This is a genomic window from Lactobacillus sp. UMNPBX16 (genome assembly GCF_002553775.1).
Classification (GTDB): Bacteria; Bacillota; Bacilli; order Lactobacillales; family Lactobacillaceae; genus Lactobacillus; species Lactobacillus crispatus.
Genome location: NZ_PCYU01000039.1, coordinates 1 through 14,021, shown reverse-complemented (window position 1 = coordinate 14,021; position 14,021 = coordinate 1). Strand labels below are relative to the sequence as shown.

The window sequence follows — 14,021 nt, the reverse complement described above, 5'->3', positions numbered from 1 at the left end:
AAAAAAACGAGATCCAACAGATCTCGTTTTACACATTGATGAGTTAAATCTGCTTAGTTAAAGCGGTAATGAACTTATCCCAGCCTTCATCGCCATCTGCATTATTCTTGAAAACACCGGCATCTTGCAATACTTGTTCAAAGACTTCAACTAAAGCTTGCTGCATCACAGCGTCAACATTATCGGCAGTAATATTCTGCTCTGCTTTAATTTGATCGGCCCATTCTTTGTGGCTAATAGCCATCTTATTATCTTGGCCCATCCAGTATTTTTTAACTTCTTCAAGTTCACTCTTTAACCGACCTGGCAAAATAGCACGGCCCATTACTTCGATCAAGCCAATATTTTCCTTTTTAATATGCCACAATTCTTTATGTGGGTGGAAAATACCTAACGGATAATTTTCACTAGTGTTGTTGTCACGCAAAACTAGATCAAGTACGAAGTTCTTGCCTTCACGGTGCATAATTGGAGTCACAGTATGATGACGTGTTTTACCATCAAAAGCCTTAATTTGACGAGCAGAATCTGAATAATGATCCCAGAAATTAATAATTTTAGCGCCCAATTCAATCAAATCTAACGAATTATCGCTAATCAAGCGCAAGTCGCTCATTGGCCAATCAACAATGCCAGCAACCACTTCAGGATAATCATCAAAGACTACATTTTTCTTAATCTTAGCTTTCATCATTGGAAAAGTATGACGTCCGCCTTGATAGTGTTCATGTGCTAACATTGACCCACCAACAATTGGCAAGTCAGCATTTGAACCAACAAAATAATGTGGTAACGTCTTTTCAATTTCAACCAAATTAATCAAAGTTTGTTGGTTGATGACCATTGGAATATGCTTTTGATCTAAGAAAATACAATGTTCATTGAAGTAAGCATATGGTGAATACTGAAATCCCCAAGGGCGGCCACCAATATTCATGCGAATAATTCTCAAATTTGAACGAGCATTTTTGCCATATCCACCAAGGTAACCCTCGTTTTCTAGACAAAGTGCACATTGAGGATATTTCTTACCAGTTGCATGAGCTGCTGCCGCAATTGCCTTAGGATCCTTTTCCGGTTTAGACAAATTAATTGTAATTTCTAAGCCATGTTCTTTAGAGCTGGTCCCTGAGAATACAACATTCTTGGCAATTGCTTCCTTTTTGACATAATTGTTGTTTTCGCAAAGTTTATAAAACCAATCTGTTGCTTTTTCAGGTGATTTTTGCATTTTTTGCCAAAAGATGCCATTAGTTTTAGATGGTGTTGGCGTTATCAAGTCGTATAGTTGATCATTCAAAACTTCACGTGAAGTAACATCATCCGAAATCTTTTTATTTTGCACGGCTAAATCAACTAATTGCTTAACTGAAGTTTGTTCATCATTAGCTTCAACGCTACTTGCCTCATCGCCAACTAAAGCGCGAATTTTGTTAATCACATATACGCGATCGAGCGGCTCATACGCTCCACTATTAATAACTTCATCCGCAAATTTTTCAATAACTTTCATACTTATCCTCTTGTCTGATTAAATTCTCTTAGTTCCATCAACAATTTCCGCATCATAGAAGCTAGCATCGTAACCGACCTTGTCGCGGTAAATCTTGCCAACATTTTTCTTAAATGCCTCAGCTTGGTCTTTCTTGACGATTGCAATGGCACTACCACCGAAGCCACCGCCAATCATTCTTGCACCCAAGACGCCAGGTTGAGCCCATGAAGCTTCAGCTAAAGTATCTAGTTCTTGACCAGTTACTTCATAATTGTAATGAAGTGAAACGTGTGAAGCATCAATCAAACGTCCCAATTTTTCCAAATCTCCATCTTGCATGGCCTTTGTTGCCCGCAAAGTTCTTTGGTTTTCACTAACAGCATGACGAGCACGCTTAATTTCAGTTTCATTATTAATCAGGTAAGCATATTCATCAAAAGTATCATTATCAAGCTCACCTAAAGTCTTAATATCTAACTTAGCCTGCAACTTCTTCACTGCATCATGACATTCACGAACACGATCATTGTAAGCAGAATCGGCTAAGGTATGTGGCTTGTTAGTTGCCATAATAATAATTTCGTAATCGCCTAAAGCGAGTGGCTTATACTCATAATCTAATGTATTGCAATCGAGGAAGATAGCACTATCTTTTTTACCCATAATGCAGGCAAATTGATCCATAATCCCTGAATTCAAGCCAACAAATTCATTCTCTGTTCTTTGACCCATCTTGGCTAAAGCAATCCGGTCAACATCTAAGTTAAATTCATCCTTTAAAATTATGCCCATTAGCATTTCAATGGCAGCACTTGATGATAGCCCTGAACCTGATGGTAAATTGGCTTTGATATAAAGATTAAAACCATGATCAATGTTGTCATATTTTTCACGTAAGTACGTAATCATGCCCTTGAAGTAGTTAGCCCAAAAGCGATCATCTTTCTCAACAGTTGTGTCGTCAATATCGAATTCCACGATATCGCCATCAACATTGCCAGAAAACAAGCAAACTTTTTTATCCTCTCTTGGGCCGTAAACACCATAAACACCCAAACTAATTGCAGCTGGGAAAACATGACCACCATTGTAGTCAGTGTGTTCACCAATTACGTTAATTCGGCCAGGTGAAAAGAAGACGTCCTTACCCTTTTCACCAAAAGTTGTTTCATATTCTTTAAGCAATTCTTCTTTATTCATTGTTTTTACCTCAAATTCGTTCTGTAATCGTTTTCAATTATTAGTATATCTCTTCAGTTTCTTTTAGTAAATAGTTTACTCAAATAAATAAAATATTTATTCGAAATCTAACTTTATTTTCCTAGAAATACTTTTATTGTCCTATAACTACTATTCAAATATAATAAATATAAGAATAAATCCTATGAACGGTCGGCTCATGGTTAATCTGATATTTCACTAGGATGTAAGGGCCAAACAGGTGGCAGACACCAGAATAAACCGACCATGATGAGTTCGTATATAAACGTGAACTTATTTTTTAACATAATTACAAAAAAGCATCATTTAACAATTTCTCTGTTGAATGATGCTCTTTTAATTCTAATTATTTAACCAACACTTGCACATCCCAAGCCTTCATTTGTTTATGAGCTGGCTGATTAGTCAAAATATCCTGATACCCAGCAAATTTTTCTGGCAATTCACGTTCATCATTACTCATATTCAAAACGAAGTATAATTCCTTGCCATCTTTAGTAATTCGCTTCGTCACTTCAAGCTGATTGCCAGCGGCCACTAACGATTCAATGTCAGCAGCCAAGACAATATGATTGAACAATTGAGTTAAACCAGCATGATCCAGTTTAGTACCAACATACCAAGCTTTACCTTGACCATATTGATTTTCAGTAATGGCGGCAGTGCCTTGATAAAATTCATTAGCATATTTCGCCAACACTTTAGCAGTTTCAGGGTGAATCAAGTCGCAGACTAAACCAGCTTCATAATTCTGATCCTTTAATGAAACATAAGTCTTGTGACCTGGCACTACTGCGTCGCTTTCTTCAACCCAAATGCCAGTAACATCCTTCAGCGGACCAGGATAGCCGCCCAGATAAACATTGTCGCTTTCATTAACCATGCCCGACATGTAGCTGGTAACGAAATCACCACCATTTTTAACATAAGCATTGATCTTGTCAGCCAAGCCAGTTTTCACCATGTATAAAACCGGGGCAACCACTAAGTCATATTGACTGAAGTCATCATCAACGCTAATTACATCAGTTGGAATATTTCGTTCATAAAACTGGCGATAATAATCAAGAATTGAGTCAACATAATGCAGGTCTTGGCTAATGCCATCGACATATTCATAAGACCAGAAATTGCTCCAGTCAAAAATAATAGCAACTTTAGCCTTAGTCTCTGAGCCGAGAATGGTCGATCCCGCCTGCTTTAACTTTTGCCCTAAGTCAGTTAATTCATGAAAGACTCGTGTATCAGTTCTTTGTGAATGAGCAATAATTGCACTGTGGAATTTTTCGGAACCACCCACTGCTTGCTTTAATTGGAAGAACTGAACAGTGTCAGCACCGTGAGCAACAGCTTGCAATTCAGTTGCGGCCATTTGACCTGGACGCTTTAGTGGACTGTAAGATTGCCAGTTAACTTGTGAAGGTGCAGATTCCATTAACATAAATGGTTGATGCTTAAGGCTTCTCATTAAGTCATACAAGAATGCTGGCTTATAAGCAGGTGCGTCGTAAGTTGGATAACTATCATAGGAAATAATATCTTGATCCTTGGCCCACTTTTGATAGTCAATCATCTTGTTGATTGCTAAAGTATTATTATTAATCGCCACGTCAAACCATTCATCTGATTTTTGAATACAAATCATTAGAAAGTCAGCATAATTATCAATCTCATTTTCGTAAATATAAGTGATAATATCTTTCATCACACTTATTTTATTTGTTTTCGTTAATTCAAAATAACTTTCAACATCAGCACCACCATGAGCAACAATCTCATCTCTTGAGTATTGATATTTTTCAGGATTATCCAAATGAATAAAATACCTAATCATTCCACGTCCTGAACCAACTTTTTGTGGCGCAGGCACATTCAAAGGTTCAATGATTTTCTCAACTGCTTTAAGTGTAATTGGACCGTCTGCTGACAACATCACATGCCAATGCGGTTTTTTGAACGTTCCGTCAGGATTGAAATCTTTATCATGCAAAGGACTTTCAACCCAACGCATATGCGTTTCATCTAAAATCTCTCGCCAATTTTTTGGCGCACTCTCTGGATACACAATAAATGCCCAGTCTCTACCTTTTACAATCTTTTCACTCATGTTATAATAACCTCACAATCATATAATGCGTAAATATGTTTTTCGTACAAGTGTCTGGGAAATAACTAATTCTCGGACATGAAAAAAGAACGATGATTTCCTGACGGATTTCATCGTTCTTTTTCTATATTTTAAGTGCCTTCCTTGATATTATTGAATCACCACAAAACAAAAATGAAAGAAGGCAATCTCAATGTATCAAAATTATACCACAGGTCAAACTGCTTTAACACTTAATCTGGACTTTACTATCCCCAATAATCATTTAGCCAATACTATCAGCTGCTTCGTTGATTCTATTCCCGAAGATGTCTTGTTGGGTGATACTGCTAAAACTGGTCGGCCAGCTTATCACCCAGCCATGATGCTTAAAATTTTGCTTTTTGCTTATTCCAGAAGAGTATTTTCAGGCAGAAAGATTGAATTAATGCTGGAAGAAAACGTGCCCATGATGGTACTAGCAGAGAAGCAAAAAATTTCATATCATACTATCAATAACTTTAGGTCTAGTGAACATGCCAATGAATTGGTTAAGAAGAGCTTTCTATACTTTACCAATTTATTAGAGCAAGAAGGCTTAATCAATGAAGGAGCCATCTTTATTGACGGCACTAAGATCGAAGCTGACGCTAATCGCTATACTTTCGTCTGGCGCAAGGCAGTTGAAAAGTTTCATGAAAAGCTCAAAGGACAGGCGGTTGAGCTTTATGATGAACTGATTGCCAAAGAAGTTGTTAAAGCAATGGCTCAAGAAAAAGTACAGACCAGTCAAGGCTTAGAAGAACTAGTGCAAGAAACAGAAGCTGAGATTGATAAGCTGACTGAAGAAATTGAGCAAGAACCTAAAGCTATTCCTGGCGGCTCGCCTAGAAAAATAAGAAGACGCGGTCTTAAAAAACTGCTTCATAAATTAAGAAAAGACTACGTTCCTCGAATGAAGAAATACGAAGAAGCAGAAGAAATCTTCGCTGGACGCAACAGCTACTCCAAGACTGATCATGATGCGACTTTCATGCATATGAAGGAAGATCATATGAAGAATGGTCAGCTGAAGCCAGGCTACAATATTCAAACCGCTACAACGGATCAATATGTAGTCGACTTTGCCTTGTACCCTAACCCAACTGACTTTAAGACATTAGAACCATTCCTAAAGCAGATGACAACGCTAGATAAGTTCGATAAGATTGTCGCCGATGCTGGTTATGGCAGCGAGTCCAACTATTCTATGTTAGAGCAAGAATATCCAGACAAAAAATACTATATTCCTTACACCATGTATGAAAAGGAAAAGACTAGAAAATATCGCAACGATCCGACTAAGCTGGCTAACTGGTTCTATGATGAAAAAGATGATTACTATCTTGATCAAAATGGCGTCAGGTTCAACTTTAAGTATTATAATCGGCGCAAAGATCGTTCTACTGGTCAGGTTCGTGATTTTAAGGTTTATGAAGCAGATGAATTCCAACTAACGCCAGAATTAGAACGCCTAGCCAAAACCAAAAGCGGACGTCAACGCCAAGTACGCTACAATCCTAACTGGCAGTATTTAAAAGAAAAAGCTAAAAAAGTTCTTCAAAGTTCTGAAGGCAGACACATCTATAGTATGAGAAAGTATGATGTGGAGCCAATTTTTGGACATTTGAAGAACGTCTTTGGCATGCGCCGAACTCATTTAAGAGGCAAAAAGAAAGTTGAAACTGATGTGGGAATAGCCTTCATGATGATGAATTTAAGCAAATATTGGAACAGAAGATGGTCAAAAGGCCAATTTTCTTTGTTCAAAAATCAAAATAGGGAGAAAAAACGATCAATCAAACTCAAATTAAGAGTTGAATTGATCGTTTTTCAGTATCTAAGGGTTAGTTATTTCCCAGACACTTTTTTTATTTAAAAATAGAACCTTTTTCTTTTAACTGGTTAATTAAAAACGTAACTAGACCAGACTTAGTCATACCATGTTTTCTAGCCATTTCTTCCAAAGTATTATTTGTTTCAACAGGAATAGATAACGTTATCTTTTTCTTTTCGTTATTAACCACAATTAACACCTCATTTCTTTAAAATCAGTATATTATACATACAACGTAAATACAACCTTTTATTTTAAATTCGTCCCTATTTTTAAAAACATTGATATATCAACGTTCCCTTGCCTTTCACATAGAACATTGCACTCCTGGGGGGTGTCGTAGTACCCCCCAGAAGTTGGTCGATTTTTTTTCAAAATCTCCCCCAGAGTTTTTTGTTTTCAACCTTTTTTAACAAAAAACATCTAAAAACACTGTTATATCAGCATTTATTTAGTTATTATAAAAATGTAGTTGTTTCTATATAGTATCAAGACAAGAAGAAACTCGTTTTCAACTCGTTTCAAATTCCCAAGTTAGGAGGGATAAAATGAAAAATAATAATGTAACAGAAAAAGATTTATTTTATATTTTAGATTTATTTGAACACATGAAAGTAACTTATTGGTTAGATGGTGGCTGGGGGGTAGATGTATTAACTGGAAAACAACAAAGAGAACACAGAGATATAGATATAGATTTTGACGCTCAACACACTCAAAAAGTTATACAAAAATTAAAAGATATCGGATACAAAATAGAAGTTGATTGGATGCCTTCACGTATGGAACTCAAGCATGAAGAATATGGGTATTTAGATATTCATCCTATAAATCTAAATGATGATGGATCAATTACCCAAGCAAACCCAGAAGGTGGTAATTATGTTTTCCAAAATGACTGGTTTTCAGAAACTAATTACAAAGGTCGAAAAATACCATGTATTTCAAAAGAAGCTCAACTACTTTTTCATTCTGGTTATGATTTAACAGAAAAAGACCATTTTGATATAAAAAATTTAAAATCAATAACATAATCGCTTTATTGACGTTAAGCCTCGGAACCCTTTTAAAAACCGTGAGCTTCCGCCCACACCTGACAAACGCAATGCGTTTGATCATGCCTCTGAAAAGTGAGTAAACAGCCATACCTGTTGGCTTTTCTGTCGGTTTACAAAAGCTAAATGACAACAAAAAAAGCTGCAAGGGTAAATGCACTCACTACGTTCGCCCTTGCTGCTTTTTCTATTGCCATTTTTAACGCTTATGCCGACGAAAAGACCAAACAGGTGTAAATATACTCGAATTGATTTAAAACGCCTTAAAACGCAAATATGAGCTTCTAACGACTTAATTCATCTCTATCTCGTGTTCGAGTTTCATTTCTATGAATTTTTTCAAACTCTCCACCTTTTACAAACTCTTTAATTTCACTCACAAGGTTATTCATGAGCTTTTCAGCTTGTCTAACAGTTGCACCAAGGGTATTTTCCATAAACTGATTAAAACCTCTGTAAATGCCCTTAATTTCGTTTTTAAGCGATTTATTCTCTTTCTCCAACGAATCAATTTTCTCTAAATTATTATTAAATCTATCTGCCAAATCATTGTAATCACGCACTACCTCTTTGTATTTGCCTTTTACGTAATCAATTCTTTTTGGTAAATCTGTTTCTGCATATTTTTTTAGTTGCTCATTCGATTTATATAAATCTTCATAGCCTTGTATTAAAGCATTTAATTTACTTTCAGGGATAATCACATTTCCTGTTTTTCGTTCTTCATTTTTCGTAAATTCATGACGTAACTTACCAATTCCAATCGTTTCGCCACTTGGTACTTTGACCGTTTTCGTTTCGTCTTTTAAATCTAAACTTTCTTTGTTGATTGTTGGTGTTTTATCGTTCGATAACGCTAAAACTTCTGACTTTCGCTGTTCCAGCGTGGTAGTCATCTCTTTTAATTCGTCCTTTGCCTTTTTATATTCAGGCACCGTTAAATTTTTACGCTCTGAACCTTTTTCGCCACGTTCAAGCTCAAAACCACGCTCATTTAAATACTTTGGCAATTCGTCTTGTACCGCCTGTAAAGCTTGACGATTAAAAAGAGTCTTTGCTGATAACCGCTTTTCCGCATTGAAAGGCACAATACCTAAGTGCATATGCGGTGTTGTTTCGTCTAAGTGAACTTGAGCGTAGCGGATATTCTCATCACCAAATTTTTCAGCGAAGTAATCTTTCGACTGTTCGAAAAAGTCTTTAATTTCTTTATCGTCTTTATCTTTAAAAAATCGGTTGTCAGAAGTTATGATCCATTCGTTTATTAATACAGCATCTTTTCTGACAGCACGACTACTCGATTTGTTGTCGTTAATAAATTGCTGAATATCCGTTTTGTAATTGTCTGTGCGATTGACTAAGTCATAATTTAAATACGACCGTTCAACATCAATATCTTTGTTCGAATGATTGTCTGTATTTCTCTGATTATGATTACCCACCCCAACCAAATTTCCTGATTTCATCTTTTGCATACGAGCCACTACAAATGACATATAAACACTCCTAACTTCGGTACAACTTCCATGTAAAGTATACACACTATACTTTATATTCATATAAGTGTGTACTCTGCGAGGCTGTCGGCAGTGCCGACCAAAACCATAAAACCTTTTAAGACCTTTCTTTTTTTCGTAAAAAAAGAAACAAAAAAACCCGACCTCTGCCACCTCAGCAAAGGGGGGATGCTTTCGTTACCACTCAAAAATAAAAAAGATACAAGAGAAATCTCTCGTATCTTTATTCAACAATAGGGCCCAATTGCAGTATAAATTTAACAGTCGTTCATCATGTTATTATTTATCAGAGCTTGTGCTATAATTATTCTAATTTCATAAAAAGGAGAATTAATATATGGGCATTTTTAGTATTTTTGTAATCAACACAGTTCATTATCAACCAAACAAAAAATAAGTGGTTATAATGGATTGTTAATATAAACATTCATTATAACCTCATAGGAGTGGGTTATAATGAACAAAAAAAATATAAAAGATAGTCAAAACTTTATTACTTCAAAGCATCATATAAATGAAATTTTGAGAAATGTACATTTAAATACAAATGATAATATTATTGAGATTGGTTCAGGGAAAGGTCATTTCACGTTTGAATTAGCTAAAAGGTGTAATTATGTAACCGCCATTGAAATAGATCCTAAATTATGTAGGATAACTAAAAACAAACTTATTGAATATGAGAACTTCCAGGTTATCAATAAAGATATTTTACAATTTAAGTTTCCTAAAAATAAGTCATATAAGATATTTGGAAATATACCCTACAATATAAGTACAGATATAATTCGAAAAATTGTTTTTGAAAGCACAGCTACAGAAAGTTATTTAATAGTGGAATATGGATTTGCTAAAAGGTTGCTAAATACAAATCGTTCACTAGCACTATTTTTAATGACAGAAGTTGATATATCCATATTAAGTAAAATCCCTAGAGAATACTTTCATCCAAAACCTAGAGTTAATAGCTCGTTAATTGTATTAAAAAGACACCCTTCAAAAATATCACTCAAAGATAGAAAACAATATGAAAATTTTGTTATGAAATGGGTTAACAAAGAATACAGAAAACTATTTTCCAAAAACCAATTTTATCAAGCCTTAAAATATGCAAGAATTGACGATTTAAACAATATTAGCTTTGAACAATTCTTGTCTCTTTTCAATAGCTATAACTTATCTTATTTTGCTTAAACAATCTTGGCCCGTAAACTGCATAACTCATATGTAAATCGCTCCTTTTTAGGTGGCACAAATGTGAGGCATTTTCACTATTTCCGGCAATTACTTCCATGTAAAGTATAACCCACTATACTTTGCAAGCAAAGTGTGGGCTCGCCGAGGGGTCTTGCAGACAGCTGTTCGGCTCTTTTGAGCCGAGTATCAGCGCACCCTTATGGTGCAATTAGCTGATACCTGTTTGACGTTTTGCTGCCCTACTTTTTCAGTAGGTATGCAAACATCAAACCAAAATAAAAAACCCCCTTCGACTTTCGTCAGGGGGCTTTTTATTATTAAGGATTATTAATTTTATCAATAACTTTTCTCAAATATTTAACTAACCAGACAAAAAAGATAACTAAAGCAATAATATATACAAAACCCATTATCATTTTAAACACCTACCAAGTATAAGTAACTTCTTTACACTTATAAGTTATCATAATTAGAAAACGTTTTCTAATAGTGTACTTTTATAAGCTATTTTTCTTCTTCAACCACATGCCATCAATCATCTTGTTTGGCAAACTGTGGAAGTTAGTAGTTACAGGCGTTTCAGGATCGTACTTCTTGATGACTGCCTTTTCCATCTTGAAGAGGTTTTGCAAACTTTCGGATTGAAAGCGTAAGTAGTCGATTGAAAGGCCAGCAACAATGGCTTCGCTACTTTCTGGCCCCCATGCATCCCCCAACTCGTTTGGAACAACAATTTCATCCCAATCATAAATCGTGTGACTCCAAACATTCATGTTCCAAGCCTTGTTGAGCGCACCCAAGGTCTTGTATTTGTTTCTCAACCAATCACGGAAGGCGTTTTGACAATTTCCACAGTAGCAGTTGCCACCGTATTCATTGTTCACGTGCCAAACTACGATATGCGGATTGTCAGCGTAGTGCTGGGCCAATTTTTTAACTAACTCACTATCCAGTATTTGATAATTCTTGCTGTTCGGACAGAATTTGTGCCGCTGACCAAAGACGTGACGTCTGCCTTGGTAATCAACTCTTGCGATATCCGGATACTTTTTAAACATCCAGGCTGGCATTGCGGCTGTTGCCGTACCCATCACAATATCAAAGTTTGCATCAGATAATTCTTGAACGATCTTGTCTAATTTAGAAAAGTCATAGACTCCTTCTCTAGGTTCAAGAACTGCCCAAGAGAAAATATTAATTGTAGCTGAATTTAAATCTGCCTTTTTAAAGACCTTAATGTCTTCAGGCCATGTTTCTTCTGTCCATTGATCGGGATTGTAGTCCCCACCATAAAGAAAACGTGATAATGTTTTTGTCATTTTTAAAACTCTACTTAAACTGGACTTCTACTACTTCATCACCGTGTTTTACAGTAGAACCTGCTTTAATTGGACTAGCTTTTTTAATTCTACCTGGTTGAGTGTAGAAGGTAACGATCGTATCCTTGTAGCCATTCTTAAGAGTCAAATCACGATCAAATTCTAGTAATAAGTTGCCCTTCTTGACTTCTTGTCCATCATCATAATACGTTTCAAAGCCTTCACCACGCAAGTTTACTGTTCCAAGACCAACGTGGACGACTACTTGCAAGCCATTATCTGAGATAATCTCAAAGGCGTGTTTTGTACCAAAGGTAAATCTAATCTTACCATCGAATGGTGCATAGATCTTGCCGGCACTTGGTTTGATTGCGAATCCCTTTCCTGGGAATGGCTTACCATCTTCGTCGACGACGGAGGACATTTGCATCAATTCACCATCGGCTGGTGCGTAAATCTTTTGCTGTCTAGGTCTTGCTTTAGTTGAATCGTCTTTTTCGATTTCACCTTCAGCAAGCTTAGTCTTCAATTCTTCAACAACTTTGGCGTGTTTCTTTTCGGTCAAAGTTACTTTGCTTAAGAACACGATGATTGAAATCACAGCTAAGATTAAAGGAATATATAAGGCCATTGTAGTCAACTACCCTAGACTGAAGTCTAGGGCTTAGTGGCTCGCTAGCTTGTGCTAACCAGAACACCAACTTGCTTAGATACAGGCTCGGCTTGTCACTAATAATCTCGCAACTATTAGCGATAGAGGTCGTCTAATTACCAAAGCCTTTTAAGTCCGTGAGTTGCTAGCGGACTGCAGCCTTTCTAGGCTGCTTTTTTTATTTTAGGATTCTGCCACTTGCCTAATCCTTTTTCTAGAATATTCACTGCCGCATTCCAATCACGAATATGATGCGTTTGACAGATTGGGCAAGTCCATTCCCGATCCTTAAGGGTTAATTTCTTATAGCTATTTTGGCCCATAATACTGCCACATTGATGGCATCTTTGAGTGGTGTACTTAGGATCAATTGTTTTGAACTCTTTGCCATATAGATCTGCCTTATAAGCCAGCATGTTCAGGAAACTACGCCAGCCAACATCAGAAATGGCTTGAGACAAGGCATGATTCTTTAACAGATTTCTGCTTCTTAGTTCCTCGGCAACTACTAAATCGTGGTTTTTGATTAGTGCAGTTGAGAGTACTTGCAAGAAGTCATTACGCTGTCTTCTGATCTTGTCGTGCAGTTTAGCTACAACTAAGCGCTGTTTTTGATAGTTTTTTGCTAGCCGCAAATTGCGTCCTCCTTTTTTAGCCCGGCGCTGCCTGCGAGACAAGACACGTTGGGCATGGGCAAGCTTCTTTTTTGCTTTACGATAAAATCGTGGATTGACAACCATTGATCCATTTGACTCCGTTAAGAAATTATCAAGGTTAAGGTCAATGCCAATTTGACTCTGCGTCTTAGGCAATTCCTTGACAAAAGCAGTATCGCTGCCTAACTGCATAGACAGGTAGAATTGGTCATCAGCGGTCTTTTTTATCGTCACTGTTCCAATACGAGTTGGAATATGATTAACCAGACGCTCTTTGATTAGCTTTCTAAAGCCGGCAATGCGGACAATTCCTAGCTTAGGCAATTTAATATGCTTAGCATCAATAAACCTAGCCGTCCCGTTATCAAGAAAAGCTTCTTTTTGCTTAGGATATTGACAGTTGGTTTGGTATGACCAGCCACTGCGTTTTTTGTGAAAAGTCGGAATTCCATGGCCAATCTTGCGATAGTTGTTCCAAGCCTTCTGGTAGTTCTGAATCGCATTGGCAAGGGCAAGGCTATCAATTTCTTTAACACGCAAAAAGCTATAAGCATCGCGGATATTCTTAGGCTTAGCTAATAACAAGTTATTGGCGACTACTTCTTCTGCCAGCTTAGTCTCATAATTATTAAGAATAGAAAAGGCAAAAGGCATTGTTTGATATTGTCTAACAGCTAAGTAGTGCTTAGCATGATAATTGCTTCGATTGCGTCCTACATAAGAGTTGTAGACAAAGCGTTGCGCATCATAGTTCAACTTAATGATTTTCTTTTGCTTAGAACTAGGATAAAAGCGAAGCTTAACGCCAAAATGATAGGCTAAACTGCTCATTCTCTTCATGATTTCACCTCCTCGTATTATATAAATTAAATCTGTGTTGATTGTCTTTTTAGTTTGTTTATTCGATCATCAGATGCTAGTCTCTAATTGTCATTGACCTTGGTCAA

Annotated in this window: 9 protein-coding genes and 3 pseudogenes; 4 read left to right on the top strand and 8 right to left on the bottom strand. The window is 36.6% G+C overall.

From position 1 onward, the window contains the following. Window positions 1–43: 43 nt before the first annotated feature. The 3 genes and pseudogenes from CP367_RS08840 to CP367_RS08830 form a co-directional block, all read right to left on the bottom strand. Window positions 44–1,513 carry a UDP-glucose--hexose-1-phosphate uridylyltransferase gene (locus CP367_RS08840; RefSeq protein ID WP_089146095.1) on the bottom strand — a complete coding sequence of 490 codons (1,470 nt, stop codon included), beginning with the start codon at window positions 1,511–1,513 and terminating at the stop codon, window positions 44–46. A gap of 18 nt (window positions 1,514–1,531) precedes the next feature. Further along, on the bottom strand, window positions 1,532–2,695 hold the full coding sequence (locus tag CP367_RS08835) for a galactokinase (protein WP_089145407.1): 1,164 nt from the start codon (window positions 2,693–2,695) through the stop codon (window positions 1,532–1,534). Between the two features lie 367 nt (window positions 2,696–3,062). Beyond that, window positions 3,063–4,805, bottom strand: a pseudogene (locus CP367_RS08830) (beta-galactosidase trimerization domain-containing protein); the annotation flags it as partial. Between the two features lie 211 nt (window positions 4,806–5,016). Between CP367_RS08830 and CP367_RS08825 the strand changes: the two are divergent. Further along, on the top strand, window positions 5,017–6,720 hold the full coding sequence (locus tag CP367_RS08825) for an IS1182 family transposase (protein ID WP_089143252.1): 1,704 nt from the start codon (window positions 5,017–5,019) through the stop codon (window positions 6,718–6,720). Here CP367_RS08825 and CP367_RS08820 read toward each other — a convergent pair. Continuing rightward, window positions 6,713–6,868, bottom strand: coding sequence for a protein repA (locus tag CP367_RS08820; RefSeq protein ID WP_087712813.1), 156 nt, complete (start codon window positions 6,866–6,868; stop codon window positions 6,713–6,715). The two genes, CP367_RS08825 and CP367_RS08820, sit on opposite strands and share 8 nt — an antisense overlap. A gap of 358 nt (window positions 6,869–7,226) precedes the next feature. Here CP367_RS08820 and lnu(A) point away from each other — a divergent pair, with 358 nt between their 5' ends. Then, the gene (gene lnu(A) / locus CP367_RS08815; RefSeq protein ID WP_086129319.1) at window positions 7,227–7,712 is read left to right on the top strand and encodes a lincosamide nucleotidyltransferase Lnu(A); all 486 of its coding nucleotides are present in this window, start codon (window positions 7,227–7,229) and stop codon (window positions 7,710–7,712) included. 305 nt (window positions 7,713–8,017) lie between these two features. Here lnu(A) and mobV read toward each other — a convergent pair whose 3' ends face one another. Next, complete coding sequence (gene mobV / locus CP367_RS08810; RefSeq protein ID WP_089143251.1) at window positions 8,018–9,229, bottom strand: MobV family relaxase; 1,212 nt, start codon at window positions 9,227–9,229, stop codon at window positions 8,018–8,020. Window positions 9,230–9,587: 358 nt separating this feature from the next. On the opposite strand from mobV, the gene ermCL reads away from it, so the two are divergent. After that, entirely contained in the window at window positions 9,588–9,647 is a 60-nt protein-coding gene (gene ermCL / locus CP367_RS10700; protein ID WP_002503927.1) for a 23S rRNA methylase leader peptide ErmCL, read from the top strand. Between the two features lie 59 nt (window positions 9,648–9,706). After that, window positions 9,707–10,444: a 23S ribosomal RNA methyltransferase Erm gene (gene erm, locus CP367_RS08805; RefSeq protein ID WP_087712812.1), complete on the top strand. Its 738-nt coding sequence runs from the start codon at window positions 9,707–9,709 to the stop codon at window positions 10,442–10,444. A gap of 509 nt (window positions 10,445–10,953) precedes the next feature. Here the strand turns inward: erm and CP367_RS08800 are convergent. From CP367_RS08800 to CP367_RS08790, 3 genes and pseudogenes are all read right to left on the bottom strand, one after another. Further along, window positions 10,954–11,766: pseudogene (locus tag CP367_RS08800) on the bottom strand (beta-galactosidase); the annotation flags it as partial. 10 nt (window positions 11,767–11,776) lie between these two features. Beyond that, window positions 11,777–12,397, bottom strand: a pseudogene (locus CP367_RS08795) (glucose PTS transporter subunit IIA); the annotation flags it as partial. A gap of 185 nt (window positions 12,398–12,582) precedes the next feature. Next, window positions 12,583–13,914: an RNA-guided endonuclease TnpB family protein gene (locus tag CP367_RS08790; protein ID WP_098043545.1), complete on the bottom strand. Its 1,332-nt coding sequence runs from the start codon at window positions 13,912–13,914 to the stop codon at window positions 12,583–12,585. Between the last annotated feature and the right edge of the window lie 107 nt (window positions 13,915–14,021).

Excerpts from the sequence above, each read along its gene's own strand:
- CP367_RS08840 (WP_089146095.1), bottom strand. The coding sequence starts at position 1,513 with ATGAAAGTTATTGAAAAATTTGCGGATGAAGTTATTAATAGTGGAGCG.
- CP367_RS08835 (WP_089145407.1), bottom strand. The coding sequence starts at position 2,695 with ATGAATAAAGAAGAATTGCTTAAAGAATATGAAACAACTTTTGGTGAA.
- CP367_RS08825 (WP_089143252.1), top strand. The coding sequence starts at position 5,017 with ATGTATCAAAATTATACCACAGGTCAAACTGCTTTAACACTTAATCTG.
- mobV (WP_089143251.1), bottom strand. The coding sequence starts at position 9,229 with ATGTCATTTGTAGTGGCTCGTATGCAAAAGATGAAATCAGGAAATTTG.
- erm (WP_087712812.1), top strand. The coding sequence starts at position 9,707 with ATGAACAAAAAAAATATAAAAGATAGTCAAAACTTTATTACTTCAAAG.
- CP367_RS08790 (WP_098043545.1), bottom strand. The coding sequence starts at position 13,914 with ATGAAGAGAATGAGCAGTTTAGCCTATCATTTTGGCGTTAAGCTTCGC.